This is a genomic window from Variovorax sp. F042 (genome assembly GCF_057814215.1).
The window spans coordinates 172534-190384 of record NZ_JBVASX010000010.1; the positions used below are offsets into that span (position 1 = coordinate 172534).

Consider the following 17851-nt stretch of genomic DNA (forward strand, 5'->3'; position numbering starts at 1 on the left):
CAGGCAGTGTTGGAGAGGGGAAGCCGGGGTGGTCAGGCCGTGCGCGGCAGTTCGATGCGAAAGCGAGCACCGGGACCGCCGGGCTGCAGAGTGATGCGGCCCCCGTGGGCTGCAATGTACTCCTGCACGATGGAAAGTCCGATGCCCGTACCTTTCACAGTGTGCTCGGGCTGGCGTTCGCCGCGAAAGAAGGGTTCGAAGATCCGGTCGCGGTCGCCCTCGGCAATGCCGGGCCCGGCGTCGTTCACGTCGATGTGCACCGCCTCGGGCGTCCCCGACACCGCCAGGGTGATGACACCGCCCGTTACCGAAAAGCGAATGGCGTTGCTCAACAGATTGGCGATTGCGGTGCCGAGCTTGGTGCGGTCGACCGTCATTGCGATGGGCTCGCCCTCGGCGCGCACGCGCAGTCCGTGCGACTGCCACTGCAGGCGCTGCGCCTCGATCTGTTCCTCGATCAGCGGCAGCAGCTCGGTGCGTTCGCGGCGCAATTCGCGCGCCTCGAAGGCGGCGGCGTTGAAGCGCAGCAGCGCCTCGATCTGGCCCTGCAGCGCCACGGTGTTCTGCTGCAGGATCTGCGCGACTTCGAGCTGCGCCGGGTTCAGCGGCCCGGTCACGCCGTCTTCGAGCAGCGAGACGCCCTCGCGCAGCGCGGCCAGCGGCGTCTTCAGCTCGTGCGATACGTGGCGCAGGAAGCGCGCCTTGTCGGCGTCGAGCTCGGTCAGGCGCAGCCGCAGCCATTCGAGCTGCTGCGACACGCGCCGCACGTCGGCCGGGCCGCGGATGTCGATGGGCTCGTCGAGCCGGTTCTGGCCGAGGCCGACGATGGCGTGCTCCAGCCGCTTGAACGGCCGCGCCAGCCAGATGCCGAAGGCCAGCGCCAGCGACACGGCCAGCACGCTGGCGGCCACCACTTCGCGCATCAGCCGGCGGCGCGCGTTCTCGATGCGCTTGGCCAGCGCGTCGTTCTGCGTTTCGATCAAGAACTGCGCCTGCTGCGCGAGGTTGGTGTTGAGCGCGTCGAGCTCGCGGAACTGCATGGCCATCGTGCTTTCGCGGGCGAGGGCGCTGTCGGCGTTGCCGCTCATCAGGCCCTCGATCACGCCGAGCTGGGTGCGCCACATCTCGATGCCGGCGGGTGCGAGGCCGTTCTTTTCCAGCCGCTCCAGCACCTGGTGCGCCTCGCGCGCCGCGTCGTCGAAACGGCGGCGCAGCACCGCGTCGTTGAGCACCAGCGACTGGCGCCCCGCGCGCTCCATGGCCGCGCTGCGTTCGGCCAGCGACTGGGACGCGCCCGACAGGCGCAGCGCACGCGCGGCCGCGTCGCGGCTTTGCGTCATCAGTACGTCGTACTGCAGCACCGAGCGCAGCGCCACGCCAACCAGCAGCGCGGTGATCAGCAAAAAGGCGAACAGCAGGAGCTGCTGGAACGAGCCCCGTATGGAAGGTCGCTTCGCCATCAGTGGGCGAGCGCCGGCATCGACGATTCGCTCGTGACCACCTCGCCGCGCAGCGTGTAGGCCAGCGAGCGGGTGATGCGCAGATCGGTCATCTGGCCAACGAGCCTTGCGTCGCCCTCGAAGTTGACGACGCGGTTGCAGGCGGTGCGGCCCATGAGCTCGTTCGCGTCCTTGCGCGAGGCGCCTTCCACCAGCACGCGCTGCGTGGTGCCGACCAGCGCCTGGCCGAAGCGCTTCACGTTGGTGTCGATCACGGCCTGCAGCGTGTGCAGGCGCGCGAGCTTCACCTCGTGCGGCGTGTCGTCATGCAGCGCGGCGGCGGGCGTGCCGGGGCGCGGGCTGAAGATGAAGCTGAAGCTGGCGTCGAACTGGCAGTCGTCGATCAGCTTCATCATCTTGTTGAAGTCGTCGTCGGTCTCGCCGGGGAAGCCGACGATGAAGTCGCTGCTCAATGCGAGCTCGGGGCGGATGGCGCGCAGCTTGCGCACCGTGCTCTTGTATTCCATGGCGGTGTAGCCGCGCTTCATTGCCATCAGGATGCGGTCGCTGCCGTGCTGCACCGGCAGGTGCAGGTGGCTCACGAGCTGGGGCACCTTCGCGTAGGCCTCGATCAGCCGCGGCGTGAACTCGTTCGGGTGGCTCGTGGTGTAGCGGATGCGCTCGATGCCGGGAATTTCTGCGACGTATTCGATCAGCAGCGCGAAGTCGGCAATTTCGGCGGTGTCGCCCATCTTGCCGCGGTAGGCATTCACGTTCTGGCCCAGCAGCGTGATCTCGCGCACGCCCTGGTCGGCCAGGCCGGCGATCTCGACCAGCACGTCGTCGAGGGGGCGGTTCACTTCCTCGCCGCGGGTGTAGGGCACCACGCAGTAGCTGCAGTACTTGGAGCAGCCTTCCATGATCGACACGAAGGCCGTCGCGCCCTCGACGCGCGCGGGCGGAAGGTGGTCGAACTTCTCGATCTCGGGGAAGCTGATGTCCACCTGCGGGCGGTTCAGGCGCTCGCGGTCGTTCAGCATCTCGGGCAGGCGGTGCAGCGTCTGCGGTCCGAACACGATGTCGACGTAGGGAGCGCGCGCGATGATGGCCTCGCCCTCCTGGCTCGCCACGCAGCCCCCCACGCCGATCTTCACGCCCTTGGCCTTCAGGTGCTTCACGCGGCCGAGGTCGGAGAACACCTTCTCCTGCGCCTTCTCGCGCACCGAGCAGGTGTTGAACAGGATGAGGTCGGCCTCGTCCACGTTCTGCGTGGGCTCGTAGCCCTGGGCTGCGTTGAGCACGTCGGCCATCTTGTCCGAGTCGTACTCGTTCATTTGGCAGCCGAAGGTCTTGATGAATACTTTTTTCATGGGGAACTCTCTCTGCCCTCCGAGGGTGGAGGGCTGCAGGTGCGCGCGGCGCGCCGCTGCGTTATTGCGTGTTGACGGTGTCGTTCGAGGTGAACGGCCAGATGTTCAGGAGCGGCTTGTCCAGCGACTCGCGGCTGGCCATGGCTTCGTCGGGCGTGAGGATCCACACCTCGCGCAGCAGTCCGGCGGCGTCGCGCGTGTAGTTGACGAGGTACTTCTGGCCGACGATGGCACCGGGCATCACCAGCATGTTCTGGCCGCTGCGGATGCGCGCGCCGGCGCCCAGGCGGTCGGACTTGCCGTCGAGTTCGACCTCGGGCGCGTTGGTGACCATGAATTTGCCGCGCAAAGTGCCGATAGGGAAAGTGCGACCTCCAACGAGCGATTCGTTCTGGGTCTGCGGCCGGGGCACTTCGTCCTGGGCGCTGGCGGTGAGCGGGAAAAGGCCTGCAGCAGCAATGGCTGCTGTGCAAACTGCTATGAAAGTGAGAGCATTCGTGATTGTCTTGCAGCGGTTCATGGGGTTTATCCAGAGGCTGTGGAGCGGCGATTTTAGCGAGGGGGTGTGGTTCTCTCGCACCGGCCACAGTCAGTTATGCGGGGCTTTGGGTTGACCTGCTTTACATTTCTTTACAGGCCCCATGAACACCGAGAGTCAGCCGCTGCTCCAATAGTCGCTGTCAGCCCAAAGTGCACAAAGAACCCATGAAGAAAAATGTCGCGGTCGCCCTTGCGGGCGTGTTGATCGTAGCCGTCGCAGGCGGGTGGTGGAGCATGTCCGGCGACAAGTCCGCCACAAAGAGTGCCAAGGCCCCGACAGCCAACGGCGGCGCAGCTTCCGGCGGCGGTGCTCCTGCGCTCGTGACGCTGGCCACGGCGCAGAAGCAGGACGTGCCGGTGACCGTGCAGGTCAACGGCAGCGTGGTGTCCCTCAACAGCGTCGACCTGCGCCCGCAGGTGACCAACACGGTGAGCGCGGTGCACGTGAAGGAAGGCCAGTTCGTCAAGTCCGGCCAGCTGCTGTTCACGCTCGACGACCGCAACGACCAGGCCAATCTCGCGCGCGCCCGCGCACAGCAGCAAAAAGACGAGGCCACCATGGCCGACCTCGAGCGCCAGTACAAGCGCAGCCAGGACCTGGTGGCGCAGAACTTCATCGCTAAGAGCGCTGCCGACGCCACGCTCTCGCAGCTCGAGGCACAGCGCGCCGCCGTGGCCGCCGACCGCGCGGCCGTGCAGTCGGCGCAGGTGGCGCTGGGCTATGCCACGCTGCGCGCGCCCATTGCGGGGCGTATCGGCGCCGTCAACATCTATCCGGGCACGCTGGTGCAGCCGACGCTGTCGCTGGTCACCATCACGCAGCTCGACCCGATCGCCGTGAGCTTCCCGGTGCCCGAAGGCAACCTGCAAGACCTGCTGGAGGCCGCGCGCTCGCGTTCGAAGGTCGAAGCCGTCGTCACCGGCGGCAAGGCGCCGCTGAGCGGCACGCTCGACTTCGTCGACAACACCGTCGATCCTCAGATCGGCACTGTGCGCGCCAAGGCCGTGTTCGCCAACGCCGACCAGAGCCTGTGGCCGGGCCAGTTCGTCGGCACGCGCATCACGGTGCGCACGCTCAATGGCGTCACCGTTGTGCCGGCCGCGGCGCTGATGATGCTGTCCGAGGGCACTTCGCTCTATGTGGTTGACGAGGGCAAGACCGCCACGCGCCGCAAGGTGAAGACGCTGCACACCTTCGGCACCAAGGTCGCGGTCAGCGGCGTGGAGCCAGGCGAGCAGGTGGTGATCGAAGGCAGCCAGAACGTGCGCCCGGGCGGCAAGGTTCGCGTTGACGTCAAGGCGCCGGGTGCGCCCGCCGAGCCTGCAGCGCCCGCCAACGGCACTACCGGCGTCACGCCGGGCAGTGCAGCGTCTTCCGACGGCGCCGACATCAAGCCGCCGAAGCAGGAACGCGCATGAACATTTCGGAGCTCTGCATCCGTCGTCCTGCGATGACGGTGCTGCTGTCTGCGGCCGTGGTGGTCATCGGCATCTTTGCGTACTTCAGCATCCCCGTGGCCGCGCTGCCCAGCTACAACACGCCGGTCATCAACGTCAACGCGCAACTGCCGGGCGCGAGCCCGGACACCATGGCATCGTCGGTGGCGCTGCCGCTCGAAAAGCAGTTCTCGACCATCCCGGGCCTGCAGACCATCAGCTCGGTGAACACGCAGGGCGTGACCTCGCTCACGCTCGAGTTCGTGAGCAGCCGCGACATCGACGCCGCCGCCGTTGACGTGCAGGCCGCGCTGCTGCGCGCCCAGCGCCAGCTGCCGCAAGAGCTCACGCAGCTGCCCTCGTACCGCAAGGTGAATCCGGCCGATGCGCCGGTGCTGTTCATCGCGCTGATCTCGCCGTCGATGAACCCGTCGGAGCTCAACGACTACGCCGAGAACCTGATCTCGCCCACGCTCTCGACCATCGACGGCGTGGCGCAGGTGGGCGTGTATGGCCGCAAGGCTTTTGCGGTGCGCATCAAGGCCAACGCCGACCTGCTCAACGCGCGCAACATCACGCTCGACGAACTCGCCAAGGCGGTGAACTCGGCGAATGCCAACACGCCGGTCGGCGTGCTCGACGGCCCGCGCCAGACGCTCACCATCCAGGCCAACCGCCAGCTCATGAAGGCGGCCGACTTCGCCAAGCTGATCGTCGGCCAGCGCAACGGCGCACCGGTGCGGCTCGACGAGGTGGCGACCATCGAGGACAGCTTCGAGTCGGTCAAGACCGCCAGCAGCTTCAACGGGCAGGACTCGATTTCGCTCGCCGTGCAGCGCCAGCCCAACGCCAACACCGTGCAGGTGGTGGACGCGGTGCGCGCGCTCATCCCGCGCTTCAAGGCCGAGCTGCCGCAGTCGGTGGAAATCCAGATGGTGAACGACCGCTCGCTGTCGATCCGCGAGGCCGTGCACGACGTGCAGCTCACGCTGCTGGGCACCATCGCGCTGGTGGTGCTGGTGATCTTCCTGTTTTTGCACCGGCTGGTGGCCACGCTGATTCCGGCCGCGACCATTCCCATTTCGCTGATCGGCGCGGTGGCGCTGCTCTACGCCTTCGGCTACAGCCTCGACAACATCTCGCTGCTCGGCATCACGCTGGCGGTGGGCCTGGTGGTGGACGACGCCATCGTGGTGCTCGAAAACATCATGCGCTATGTCGAGAAGGGCATGGACCCGTTCGCGGCGGCGCTGCGCGGCGCGCGCGAGGTGGGCTTCACCATCGTGTCGATCTCCATCTCGCTGGTGGCCGTGTTCATCCCGATCTTCTTCATGCCGGGCGTGATCGGCCTGCTGTTCCACGAGTTCGCGGTGGTGGTGGCGCTGGCGGTGCTGGTGTCGGCCGTGGTGTCGCTCACGCTGGTGCCGATGCTCGCGAGCCGCCTGCTCAAGCAGGTGCCGCGCAAGGAAGGCGCGCTCGACCACGAAGAAGAACACCCCGAGCCGGGCACCGCCATCGGCCGCGCATTCGAGCGCGGCTACCGCGCGGTACATGGCGGCTACATGCGTACGCTCGACTGGACGCTGGGGCATCGCAAGGTGATGCTGATGATGGCGGCGCTGACCTTCGTCATCACGGGCTGGCTGTTCGCGACCATCCCGAAGGGCTTCTTCCCCGAGGAAGACATCGGCCAGATCCAGATCACGACCGAGGCCGCCGAAGACATTTCATTCACCGCCATGAAGGCGCTGCAAGACCGTGTGGCCGCCACGCTCAAGGACGACCCGAGCGTCGACTACGTGAGCTCCTTCGTCGGCGTCGGCGGGCCCACGGCCACGCAGAACTCCGGCCGGCTGTTCGCGGTGCTCAAGCCGCGCAGCGAGCGCCCGCAGATGGCGAAGGTGCTCGAGTCGCTGCGCCAGCGCTTCCGCGAGATCCCGGGCATCGCCGTCTACATGCAGCCGGTGCAGAACCTGCGCCTGGGCGGCCGCCAGAGCAAGGCGCGCTTCCAGTACACGCTGCAGAGCGTGAACGCGGGCGAGATGGTGCCCTGGTCTACCAAGCTCATGGAGCGCATGCGCGCCGACCCGGCTTTCCGCGACGTGACCAGCGATTCGCAGAACCGCGGCCTGCAGGCCACGCTCGACATCGACCGCGACAAGGCCGGCGTGCTCGGCGTGGCCGTTGGCGACCTGCGCACCGCGCTCTACAACGCCTACGGCGACCGCCAGATCGGCAGCATCTACGGTTCGAGCAACACCTACCAGGTGATCCTCTCGGCCGCCGACAACGACCGCCAGTTCGAGGAAGACGTCTCGCGCCTGTCGGTGCGCAGCACCACGGGCAGGCTGGTGCCGCTGTCGGCCTTCTCGACTGTCAAGCGCACGGTGGGGCCGACTTCGGTCAACCACCAGGGCCAGCTGCAGGCGGTGACGGTGTCGTTCAACCTCGCGCCCGACGTGCCGCTGGGCAACGCGACCGCGAAGATCGACCAGTTCAAGGACGAGCTGAAGATGCCGCAGTCGATCATCACCACCTACGGCGGCGATGCGGCGGTGTTCCAGAGTTCGCAGTCGAGTCAGGCCGTGCTGCTGGTGCTGGCGGTGCTGGTCATTTACGTGCTGCTGGGCGTGCTGTACGAGAGCTACATCCACCCGCTGACGATTCTGGCGGGGCTGCCTTCGGCGGCGGTGGGGGCGCTGATCTCGCTGAAGCTCTTCGGCTTCGACCTGACGCTGATCGCGACCATCGGCATCCTGCTGCTGATCGGCATCGTGAAGAAGAACGCGATCATGATGATCGACTTCGCGCTCGACGCGCAGCGCACCGAGGGCATGCAGCCGGTGGACGCGATCCGCGAGGCCTGCCGCCTGCGTTTCCGCCCGATCCTGATGACCACGCTGGCCGCGCTGATGGGTGCACTGCCGCTGGCGCTGGGCCTGGGCGCCGGCGCCGAGCTGCGCCAGCCGCTGGGCGTGGCCGTGGTGGGTGGGCTGATCTTCTCGCAGGTGATCACGCTGTACATCACGCCTGCCATCTACCTGGCGCTGGACCGCTACAGCGGCACGGGGCCGATGGTCGATCTGCCGGGAGAGGCCAAGGCCGAAGCTGCAGCGGGCGGTCACGCCGCCTCGCACGCCTGACGGCGATCCAAAAGATGCCGGATGGTCATGAGCGTGAGCCACCCGGCCAGAAAGGACTTTGGCAGTCCTGCGAAACGTCACACCCGGGCCATCGCCAATTGAAGGCGGGCCTCTTCTTCAACGGCTCCTCCCGTTCCCTCCTCCGCTCTTCCCATCCATGTGTGTGACGGGGTGAATGATGGCGATGGGGGAAGGGCTCGACGGTATCCAGCGATACAGGAAGTGGGCTTTTTTCTTATGGTGACGCATCGCGGAAACGCCGCAGGGCCGGCGCATTCGGGATGCTGACCTGCCGGGCCCGCGTTTCAATGAGCCCGTGTCCCGCCAGCGCATTCAACGTGCGGGTGACGGTGACGCGGCTCAATGCCGTCATGGCGCCGATCTGCTCATGCGTCAGATCGACGGTGAGTTGTTTCGATGCCTGCGCCGATGGCAGGCGTGCCACACGCAGCAGCAAATCGATGACCCGCTCCTTGGGCGCCGCCGAGGCCACCCCGGCAAGCTTGGCGACGATCATGTGATTCTTGAAGCCGAGCAGCTGGATCAATGAGGTCGCGAGTTCGGGAAGCTCCGAAAATTGCTGCGCGACATCCGCCGGGCGATAGCGGCTGAGAATGGCCGGCGCGACCGCCCGGGTCGTCGTGGGCCGAGGACTGTCGGCAAACGCGGGGCCTTCGCCAAAAATCGCACCCGGTCCGAAGATCTCGAGCAGGAACTCCGAGCCGTTGCTTCGCTGGATCGTGGAGTGAACGAACCCCGATCGCAAAAGATAGAAGTAGTCGTGCCGTTCGCCTTCGCGCGCAATGGTGTCGCCGGCCTCCAGGGTGACGAAGCTTCCCAGATGCGTGGCGTCGGTCCACGGCGCAGACAGCGTCTGGGATGCATCCCAACTGGCGTACGCCGAGGGGGGCGAATTTGTTCTTTTCATGGGAGCGTCTTGCCCGGGTCGGAGAAAGGCAAGCGGCCCATCGTGCCGTCGCGCTAGGTCGTGGGCTCATCGAGCGGCGTGTCCGCCGCCAGATGGGCGGTGTCGCTCCAGCCCACAAGGCTGAAACCTTCCGGCGTCCACAGCATGCGGTTGATGGCTGCATTGCCCAGCTGCCAGGTGCGTGGCGCCTGCAGCTCCTGGCGGGTGGCTGCGCGGTACAGCACGTCCATCACGCCGCCGTGTGCAACCAGCACGACCAGCTCGCCCGGATGTCGTGCCGCCAGCTCGGAGGCCACGCCTGTCACGCGGTCGCGGAACACCAGCAGGCTCTCGCCGCCGTCGGGTTCGAACTCGGGATCGCGCTCGCGCCAGAGCTTGGCCTGCACCGGCAGCGTGGCTTCGATCTCGGCGAAGCTCAGGCCCTCGAAATGCCCGAAGGCACGCTCGCGCAGGCGCGGCTCGGGTTGCACGGCCAGGCCATGGGGCTTGGCGATTTCTTCTGCGGTCTGCCAGGCGCGCGAGAGGTCGCTGGCGTAGACGACACCAATCGGCTCGTCGGCCAGCGCACCACCGGCGCGCCGCGCCTGCCAGAGTCCGGTCTCGTTGAGCCCGATGTCGAGCTGGCCCTGGATGCGGGTGTCGACGTTCCAGGCGGTTTCGCCGTGGCGAACGGCGATCAGGCGGGTGGCTTCTTCCATTCGCGGGATTCTAGAAGCGCTACTTTTTGGCCGTTGACAGCTCGATGTTGACCCGGCGCTCACCCTGCGGCGGGTTCGGGAAGCCCTGCAGCGCGGCCTGGAACATCACCGGCAGGATCGCCGCACTCGAGGTGTAGGGGCCATCGTTGCGGGCGCGGGTCTCGTAGACCACGCGGTTGGAGCCCACCTCGCGCAGCACCACGCTCACTTCGCGCTCATACCAGGGGTTGGCTGGCGGCGCGAACGCCGGGCCGCCATACCAGCCGCCGCCGTACCAGCGCCGGCCGTAGTAGCCATAGCCGCCGTAGCCATAACCCCAGGGGCCGTTGTAGAGCCACGGATCGGCCCAGGGCGAGAGGCCGGCCGTCACGCGCGCGCCGATCTGCGCGGTGTACTGGGGCTTGGCGTCGTCGCGGCGCAGGCCGACTTTGTCGAGCGCCGCGGCGGCCATGGCTTCGAGCGATTCCTGCCGCGCGCCGTCGGCCTGCTGCGAGGGCAGGCGGTCGAAGCGGTAGGTGGCGCCGGGCGCCACGGTGCCGGGGGAGGCAAAGCTCTTGACGTCGCTGTCGACCACCCAGGAGGTGGCGCAACCCGTCAGGCTTGCTGCAAGAAGAAGAGCAGAGAACGCAAGTTTCATGAGGGTCTCCGGGCGCAAAGCCCAAAATTCCCCTGGGGTGCCCGGTCAGCCCTGGACGATGCGCAGGGCGGCAGGTGCCTGGGAGAGCAGATCGAAGGAGGGGGTGTCGAAGGCCTTGTCGCCGTCGTCATCCGCCACGCCCGTCGCCTTCAGACCCTTGAAGTCGTGCCGCGTTCCGTCGAGCAGGTGCGACGGCACCACGTTCTGCAGCGCGGTGAACATGTTCTCCACGCGGCCGGGGTACTTCTTGTCCCACTCGCGCAGCATTTCGCCGACCTGCTTGCGCTGCAGGTTTTCCTGGCTGCCGCACAGCGTGCACGGAATGATCGGGAACTCGCGGTGCTGGGCCCAGCGCACCGTGTCTTTTTCGGCCACGTAGGCCAGCGGGCGGATCACGATGTGCTTGCCGTCGTCGCTCACCAGCTTGGGCGGCATGCTCTTGAGCTTGCCGGCGAAGAACATGTTGAGGAAGAAGGTCTGCAGCATGTCGTCGCGGTGGTGGCCCAGCGCGACCTTGGTGGCGCCCAGCTCGTCGGCCACGCGGTACAGGATGCCGCGGCGCAGCCGGCTGCACAGGCCGCAGGTGGTCTTGCCCTCCGGGATCACGCGCTTGACGATGCTGTAGGTGTCCTGGTTCTCGATGTGGAAGTCCACGCCCAGGTCGCTCAGGTACTTGGGCAACACCTCTTCGGGAAAGCCGGGCTGCTTCTGGTCGAGGTTGACTGCGACGATGTCGAAGTGAATCGGCGCGCGCGCCTTCAGCTTGAGCAGGATGTCGAGCAGCGCGTAGCTGTCTTTGCCACCCGATACGCACACCATGACCTTGTCGCCCTCTTCGATCATGTTGTAGTCGACGATGGCCTGCCCGACCTGGCGGCACAGGCGCTTTTCGAGCTTGTGCGTTTCGCGCTCGATCTTCAGGGAATTGGCAGTGGCGTCGGCGGCGGCGGGCGCCTCGTCGATCCAGACGGCGTTCATGGGCAGGCTACTTCGGGGAGTCGGGGGAAGGGGGGGATTGTCCCCGATCCCCATTCCGCACGCTACGCGGCGGGAAAGGCGGTGCGCATCGCCTCGACGAAGAGCCGCAGCTTCGCCGGGTAGAAGCGCGCGTACGGGTACGCCAGGTACACCGGCGCGGGCGTCCCGCGCCACTGCGGCACCAGATGCAGCAGCCGGCCCGCGGCGATCTCCTCGGTCAGCATCCATGTCGACGACACGCCCGCGCCCAGGCCCAGCACGACGGCGCTGCGCAGGGCGTAGAGGCTGTCGGTGATCAGGCGCGGGCGGATCGGCACGCGGCACACCTCGCCGGTGGTCTCGTGCGTGAGCACGACCTCGGTGCGGTAGAAGTTGCGCGCGGCCAGCCAGGGCAGGGCTTCCAGCTCGCGGGGGTGGGTGGGCACTGCGGCCGCACCCTCGAAAAGAGAAGGCGCGGCAATCGCGATGCGCGGCACCTCGGACAGCCGGATCGCCACCACGGCCGGGTCAGTCACTTCACCGACGCGAATCGCACAGTCGACGCCCTCGGCGATGAAGTCGGGCGTCTGGTCGTGCGGGCTGTCGTGCAGCAGCCATTCGACCGTCACCTGCGGATGGCGCTGCAGGTACCCGGCCAGCGGGCCGACCAGCAACTGCTGCCCGAAGGCGTGCGGCGCCACCACGCGCAGCCGGCCCTCGGGCTGGTCGCCGACGCCGCGCAGCTCGGCCTCGAAGGCGCCCCAGCTCTGGATCAGCTCCTTGGCGCGGTCGAAGCAGCGCTCGCCGTCCTCCGTGAGCTTCATCGCGTGCGTGGAGCGCTGCAGCAGCCGCACGCCCAGCGAGCGCTCGAGCGCCTGCAGGCGGCGGCTCACGGTGGGCTGGGTGGTGCCCATCTGCGTGGCTGCGGCCGACAGGCTGCCGGCCTCGACGATGCGCACGAAGGTCTGCATCAGCTCGATGCGGTCGGCGGGAGCGGGCTTTTCCATGCGCCAAGCGTATATCAATTGTTCGACCCGGGAGGCTACCTTTGACTGCTACCGCCCTGCAAACTCCGGCCCTTGCTTCTGGTTCTAAGGGTTAACACCATGTCTTCCATTCAATCAACGCATGAGCGACTGCCCGGCTCGCTGATCCTGCTGCTGGCCGCCAGCGCCGGCTTCGGTGTCGCGGCGCTCTACTACAGCCAGCCCATGCTGGGCGTGCTCGGGCCCGACATCGGCGCCTCGGCCCGTTCCGTGGGCTTCGTGCCCACGCTCACGCAGCTGGGCTATGCGCTCGGCATCCTGCTGCTCGCCCCGCTGGGCGACCGCTTCGACCGCCGCCGCATCATCCTCGTCAAGGCAACGGTGCTGGTGCTGGCGTTGCTCGGTGCAGCTTTTTCGCCCTCGGTCGGCCCGCTGCTGGCGGCCAGCCTCGTCATCGGCCTTGCCGCCACCATGGCGCAGGACGTGGTGCCGGCCGCCGCCACGCTGGCGCCCGAGGCGCACCGCGGCAAGATTGTCGGCACGGTGATGACGGGGCTGCTGCTGGGCATCCTGCTGTCGCGCGTGCTCAGCGGCTTCGTGGCCGAGCACTTCGGCTGGCGCACGATGTTCATGGTCGCGGCGGCCAGCATCGCGTTCATTGGCGTTGCCGCGGCGCGCGGCCTGCCGCACCTGCGCCCGACCACGCAGCTGGGCTACGGCGCGCTGCTGGGCTCGCTGGCGGATCTGTGGAAGCGCCACAGCGCGCTGCGCCGCGCCGCCTTTGCGCAGGCCCTGCTGTCGGTGGGTTTCAGCGCCTTCTGGTCGACGCTGGCCGTGATGCTGCACGGTGCGCCCTTCCATCTGGGCAGCGCGGCTGCCGGCGCCTTCGGCCTGGCCGGTGCGGCGGGTGCGCTGGCCGCGCCGCTCGCCGGGCGCCTGGCGGACCGCCGCGGTCCCGAGCTGGTGATCCGCATGGGCGCCGTGCTGGTCGTGGTGTCGTTCGCGGCCATGCTGTTTGCACCGCTGATGGCGCCTGCCGCTCGGCTGGGGCTGATCGTGGCCAGCGCCATCGGCTTCGACTTCGGGCTGCAGGCCGCGTTGATCGCGCACCAGACCGTGGTCTACGGCATCGACCCCGGTGCGCGCAGCCGGCTCAATGCGGTGTTCTTCACCGGCGTGTTCATCGGCATGGCCACGGGTTCCGCGCTCGGCGCCCTGGTGCTGGCGCAGTGGGGCTGGTCGGCCGTGGCCTTGCTGGGGGCGGTGTCGGGGCTGGGTGCGCTTGCCGTGCGGATGTGGCCTTTGGCCGTCAAGCCCGCCGTGGCTTGTGGTTCAGCGGCCTGAGGGGCTGTTGCTCACCACTCGCCGGCTTCCATGCGGATCGCCACTTCGCAGTCGTCGAAGATTTCGAGCTTGGCGATCTTCACGCGCACGCCCACCACGCCGGGCAGCTGCAGCAGGCGCTGCACCAGCTTGCCGATCAGGCTTTCGAGCAGGTTGACGTGCTCGGCGGTGCACTCTTCGATGATGATGCGGCGCACCTTGCGGTAGTCGAGCACGTGGAAGATGTCGTCGTCCTGCGGCAGCAGCGGCTGCGGGCCGAGGTTGAGTTCGGCATCGACCAGGATCGGTTGCGGCGCCGTCTTCTCCTGTTCGAGGATGCCCAGGTTGGCGTCGAAGCGCAGGCCCTGGAGGGTGAGTGTCTGGTGGCCTTGCGAGGGAGTGGACATGGTGGTGGTGCTCACATGAGCGAGAAATCGCGCTCGAATTTCATCAGGTGCTGGCCGCCGTCCACCAGCAGCGTGGTGCCGGTGATCGAGCGGTTCTCCAGCGCGAACTTCACCGTGGCGACCACGTCGTCCGGGGTGGAGGAGCGGCCCAGAGGCGACAGTTTGTGCAATTGCGCGAACTTGTCGTCGTCCAGCATGTGGCTCGCCAGCGTGAGGCCGGGCGCCACGCCCACCACGCGCACGCGAGGCGCGAGGGCCAGTGCCAGCATCGGCGTGGCGGCTTCGAGCGCGGCCTTCGACAGCGTGTAGCTCAGGAAGTCGGGGTTCGGGTTCCACAACTTCTGGTCGAGCAGATGGACAACCGCGCCTTGCGCGTCGCGCGCCGTCACGTGTTCATGCAGCGCCTGCGCCAGCAGGATGGCCGCGCCGGTGTTGCTGCGCGCATGGCGTTCCATGAGCGCATAGCCGAAGGTGGCGGCTTCGTCGTGCTCGAACAGCGCTGCGCTGTGCACCACGGCGTCGACGCTGCGAAAGCGCGCGACCACGCGGGGCAGCAGGGCGCGCGTGGCCTGTTCGTCTTCGAGGTCGGCGGCGAACAGGGCCGAGTCGCCCGAGAGCGCGGCGCAGTCGGCCACCGTCTGCTCGGCCTCGGCCAGCGAACTCCGGTAGTGCACCGCCACTTGCCAGCCGCCTGCGGCAAGCCCCAGCGCGATCTCGCGGCCCAGCCTGCGGCCTGCGCCCGTGACGAGAACGGTGCGGCGGGAGGCAGGGGCTTGGGAAACGGGGCTCATGCGGGGAGAGGGAGAATGGCGCTGTGACGACAAAGACGACCCCCAGCAGTTTACCTACCGCCCTCGACCACCTCATTGCGCGTTCCGTCGAGCGCGCGGGTGGATGGATCGGGTTCGACCGCTTCATGGCACTCGCGTTGTATGCGCCCGGCCTGGGCTACTACGCCAACACTTCCGCCAAGTTCGGGCACATGCCTTCTTCGGGCAGCGACTTCGTGACGGCGCCGGAACTCACGCCGATGTTTGGCCAGACCCTGGCGGCTCAGGTGGCCGAGGCGCTGGAGAAGACGGGGACCGACACGGTTTGGGAATTCGGCGCCGGTTCTGGTGCGTTGGCGGTTCAGCTGCTGCATGCGCTCGACGAGATGGGGCGCAGCGATGTGCGCTATCGCATCGTCGATCTGTCCGGCACGTTGCGGGAGCGGCAGCAGCAGGCGCTGGTGCGGTATGCGGATCGTGTCGAGTGGCTGAACGAGCTGCCTGAGTCGATGGAAGGCGTGGTGGTCGGAAACGAAGTGCTCGATGCGATGCCTGTGCAATTGCTGGCGCGTGTGGGCGGGCAGTGGTTCGAACGCGGCGTGGTGCGCAATGCGAGCGACGACGGTTGGACATGGGCGGACCGTTCCACCGAACTTCACCCGCCGATCGAAGTGCCCGGCGGGCACGACTACCTCACCGAGATTCATCCGCAGGCTCGGGCATTCATTGCGACGCTGGCGGATCGGCTTGGGAAGGGCGCGGCTTTTCTTATCGACTACGGTTTTCCCGAGGCCGAGTACTACCACCCGCAGCGGCATATGGGCACGGTGATGTGCCACCGGGCGCACCAGGCTGATGGCGATCCGCTGTCTGATGTGGGCTACAAGGACATCACTGCGCATGTCGACTTCACGGGTATTGCGCTGGCTGGGCAGGACGCGGGGCTTGAGGTGCTGGGCTATACGAGTCAGGCGCGGTTTCTGCTGAACTGTGGGTTGTTGGCTCGGATGGAAGCCGGGTCTGTTGCCGAGCGGGCGATGGCTGCGCGGTTGATCCATGAGCATGAGATGGGGGAACTGTTCAAGGTTGTCGGGTTTGCTGTTGGGGGGGCTTGGGATGCGATGGGGTTTGTTGATGGGGATCGCAGTCATACGCTTTGAGTGACTGTGGTTGTTTGTTTTTCCGAGGCCGGGGCGAGACCCGGCCTCGGAACCCAAACATCCAAAGTCATAAGCTATCAACGAAGAGTTCGTTGGGAAACAACAAACCGGCCCCTACATTCCCGGCATGACAGCCGTTCTTTCCAGCAGCGGGCCCGAGCCCGCCGCACAGCACTTCGAAGTGCGCCCCTTCGATGCCCCCGTAGGCGCCGAAATCATCGGCCTCGACATCTCGAAGCCAATCAGCACCGAAGACTTCGCTCGAATCCACAAAGCCCACCTCGACCACCACGTCCTGGTATTCCGCGACCAGCAGATCACCCCGCAGGAGCACATCGACTTCAGCCGCCGCTTCGGCCCGCTCGAAATCCACGTCCTGCACCAATTCCAGCTGAAGAACCACCCCGAGATCCTCATCGTCTCCAACATCAAGGAGAACGGCGAGCCCATCGGCCTCGGCGATGCGGGCGTCTACTGGCATTCCGACATTTCGTACAAACCCAACCCCAGCCTGGGCTCCCTGCTGCACGCGCAGGAGCTGCCGAGCGAAGGCGGCGACACGCTGTTCGCCGACCAGCATCTCGCATGGGAGTCGCTGAGCCCCGAGCTGCAGCAGCGCGTCCTGCCGCTGAAGGCTGAGCACAGCTACCTCGCCAAGTACGAAGAGCTGCGCGCCAAGAATCCGTGGCGCCCCAAGCTCTCGCAAGCGCAGATCGATCAGGTCGCCCCAGCCGTCCAGCCCGTGGTGCGCACGCACCCCGAGACAGGCCGCAAGGCGCTGTTCGTCAGCGAGCACTTCACCACGCGCATCGTCGGTTTGCCGCAGGCCGAAAGCGACGCCTTGCTCGCCGAGCTGTTCGCGCACAGCGTGAAGCCCGAGTTCGTCTATCGCCACCAGTGGGCGCCGCACGACCTGGTGTTCTGGGACAACCGCTCGCTGATGCACCTCGCAGCGGGTACGCCAGACCACCTGCGCCGCCGCCTCAACCGCACCACCATCGTCGGCGACACGCCTTTCTGATCTTTCTTCCGGACCCCCGTCAATGAACCGCTTCACCCGCAAAGCCGCCGCGCTCGTCACCGGCCTCGGCCTTCTCGCTGGCAGCCTCGCTGCGCATGCCGAAGGCCAGATCCGCATCGCCGAGCAATTCGGCATCGTCTACCTGCTGCTCAACGTCGCGCAGGAGCAGAAGCTCATCGAGAAGCACGCGAAGGCCGTGGGCGTCGACGCCAAGGTCGAATGGGTCAAGCTCTCGGGCGGCTCGGCCGTCAACGACGCACTGCTGTCAGGCAACATCGAGATCGCGGGCGCCGGCGTGGGCCCGCTGCTCACGCTGTGGGATCGCACCAAGGGCAAGCAGAACGTGAAGGGCGTGGCCTCGCTGGGCAACTTCCCGTACTACCTGGTGAGCAACAACCCGAACGTGAAGACGATCGCCGACTTCACCGACAAGGACCGCATCGCGCTGCCCGCCGTGGGCGTGTCGGTGCAGTCGCGCGTGCTGCAGTTCGCCTCGGCCAAGCTGTGGGGCGACAAGGAGTTCAACCGGCTCGACAAGATCAGCGTGGCGCTGCCGCACCCCGATGCGGCTGCGGCCATCATCAAGGGCGGCACGGAGATCACGGGGCACTTCGGCAATCCGCCGTTCCAGGAGCAGGAGCTCGCGGGCAATCCGAATGCACACATCGTGCTCAACTCGTACCAGGTGCTGGGCGGTCCGTCGTCGGCGACGGTGCTCTACGCGACGGAAAAATTCCGCAGCGAGAACCCGAAGACGTACAAGGCCTTTGTCGATGCGCTCGACGAAGCGGCCAAGTTCGTCACGGCCAACCCTGAGAAGGCGGCCGATATCTACCTGAAGGTGAGCAACGCGAAGCTCGACCGCGATCTGCTGCTGAAGATCATCAAGAACCCCGAGGTGCAGTTCAAGACCACGCCGCAGAACACGTATCCGCTGGCGGAGTTCATGCACCGTGTGGGCGCGATCAAGAACAAGCCGGCTTCGGTGAAGGATTACTTCTTCGACGATGCGCAGAATTCGTCGGGGAATTGATC

16 protein-coding genes are annotated in these 17851 nt (G+C 66.9%); 6 read left to right on the forward strand and 10 right to left on the reverse strand.

Features of this window, described 5'->3' with window-relative positions; translation table 11 throughout:
- Positions 1-32 precede the first annotated feature (32 nt).
- The 3 genes from ACZYSP_RS26100 to ACZYSP_RS26110 all read right to left on the reverse strand — a co-directional run bounded on the left by ACZYSP_RS26100 (position 33) and on the right by ACZYSP_RS26110 (position 3143).
- Positions 33-1460: a sensor histidine kinase gene (locus ACZYSP_RS26100; protein ID WP_093056176.1), complete on the reverse strand. Its 1428-nt coding sequence runs from the start codon at positions 1458-1460 to the stop codon at positions 33-35.
- Positions 1460-2809: a tRNA (N6-isopentenyl adenosine(37)-C2)-methylthiotransferase MiaB gene (gene miaB, locus ACZYSP_RS26105; protein ID WP_093078646.1), complete on the reverse strand. Its 1350-nt coding sequence runs from the start codon at positions 2807-2809 to the stop codon at positions 1460-1462. Before miaB ends, ACZYSP_RS26100 begins: the two co-directional genes overlap by 1 nt.
- Positions 2810-2870: 61 nt before the next feature.
- Positions 2871-3143, reverse strand: a complete 273-nt coding sequence (locus ACZYSP_RS26110; protein WP_256216862.1) for a hypothetical protein — start codon at positions 3141-3143, stop codon at positions 2871-2873.
- Positions 3144-3583: 440 nt separating this feature from the next.
- Between ACZYSP_RS26110 and ACZYSP_RS26115 the strand changes: the two genes are divergently transcribed.
- Positions 3584-4768: an efflux RND transporter periplasmic adaptor subunit gene (locus tag ACZYSP_RS26115; protein WP_093056170.1), complete on the forward strand. Its 1185-nt coding sequence runs from the start codon at positions 3584-3586 to the stop codon at positions 4766-4768.
- Positions 4765-7929 carry an efflux RND transporter permease subunit gene (locus ACZYSP_RS26120; RefSeq protein WP_093056167.1) on the forward strand — a complete coding sequence of 1055 codons (3165 nt, stop codon included), beginning with the start codon at positions 4765-4767 and terminating at the stop codon, positions 7927-7929. Before ACZYSP_RS26115 ends, ACZYSP_RS26120 begins: the two co-directional genes overlap by 4 nt.
- Before the next feature lie 235 nt (positions 7930-8164).
- Here the strand turns inward: ACZYSP_RS26120 and ACZYSP_RS26125 are convergent, their stop codons facing one another.
- The 5 genes from ACZYSP_RS26125 to ACZYSP_RS26145 form a co-directional block, all read right to left on the reverse strand.
- Positions 8165-8857 carry a Crp/Fnr family transcriptional regulator gene (locus tag ACZYSP_RS26125; RefSeq protein ID WP_093056165.1) on the reverse strand — a complete coding sequence of 231 codons (693 nt, stop codon included), beginning with the start codon at positions 8855-8857 and terminating at the stop codon, positions 8165-8167.
- A 53-nt stretch (positions 8858-8910) separates the two neighbouring features.
- Entirely contained in the window at positions 8911-9555 is a 645-nt protein-coding gene (locus ACZYSP_RS26130; protein WP_093056163.1) for a histidine phosphatase family protein, read from the reverse strand.
- A gap of 19 nt (positions 9556-9574) precedes the next feature.
- Positions 9575-10192 carry a DUF4136 domain-containing protein gene (locus tag ACZYSP_RS26135; RefSeq protein ID WP_093056161.1) on the reverse strand — a complete coding sequence of 206 codons (618 nt, stop codon included), beginning with the start codon at positions 10190-10192 and terminating at the stop codon, positions 9575-9577.
- 45 nt (positions 10193-10237) lie between these two features.
- Positions 10238-11170, reverse strand: a complete 933-nt coding sequence (ttcA, locus tag ACZYSP_RS26140; RefSeq protein ID WP_093056159.1) for a tRNA 2-thiocytidine(32) synthetase TtcA — start codon at positions 11168-11170, stop codon at positions 10238-10240.
- Positions 11171-11232: 62 nt separating this feature from the next.
- Positions 11233-12156, reverse strand: coding sequence for a LysR family transcriptional regulator (locus ACZYSP_RS26145; protein WP_093056157.1), 924 nt, complete (start codon positions 12154-12156; stop codon positions 11233-11235).
- A 99-nt stretch (positions 12157-12255) separates the two neighbouring features.
- On the opposite strand from ACZYSP_RS26145, the gene ACZYSP_RS26150 reads away from it, so the two are divergent.
- The gene (locus ACZYSP_RS26150) at positions 12256-13479 is read left to right on the forward strand and encodes an MFS transporter (protein ID WP_093078649.1); all 1224 of its coding nucleotides are present in this window, start codon (positions 12256-12258) and stop codon (positions 13477-13479) included.
- Positions 13480-13490: 11 nt separating this feature from the next.
- Here the strand turns inward: ACZYSP_RS26150 and ACZYSP_RS26155 are convergent, their stop codons facing one another.
- On the reverse strand, positions 13491-13865 hold the full coding sequence (locus ACZYSP_RS26155; RefSeq protein WP_093056387.1) for a dihydroneopterin aldolase: 375 nt from the start codon (positions 13863-13865) through the stop codon (positions 13491-13493).
- Positions 13866-13876: 11 nt separating this feature from the next.
- A complete protein-coding gene (locus ACZYSP_RS26160; protein ID WP_093078651.1) occupies positions 13877-14656 on the reverse strand; it encodes an SDR family oxidoreductase in 780 nt (259 codons plus the stop codon).
- 23 nt (positions 14657-14679) lie between these two features.
- Between ACZYSP_RS26160 and ACZYSP_RS26165 the strand changes: the two genes are divergently transcribed.
- The 3 genes from ACZYSP_RS26165 (at position 14680) to ACZYSP_RS26175 (ending at position 17849) form a co-directional block, all read left to right on the forward strand.
- A complete protein-coding gene (locus tag ACZYSP_RS26165; protein ID WP_489017428.1) occupies positions 14680-15795 on the forward strand; it encodes a class I SAM-dependent methyltransferase in 1116 nt (371 codons plus the stop codon).
- Positions 15796-15922: 127 nt separating this feature from the next.
- On the forward strand, positions 15923-16816 hold the full coding sequence (locus ACZYSP_RS26170; RefSeq protein WP_489017430.1) for a TauD/TfdA dioxygenase family protein: 894 nt from the start codon (positions 15923-15925) through the stop codon (positions 16814-16816).
- Between the two features lie 22 nt (positions 16817-16838).
- Positions 16839-17849, forward strand: a complete 1011-nt coding sequence (locus tag ACZYSP_RS26175) for an ABC transporter substrate-binding protein (RefSeq protein ID WP_093078654.1) — start codon at positions 16839-16841, stop codon at positions 17847-17849.
- The last annotated feature ends 2 nt before the right edge of the window (positions 17850-17851 follow it).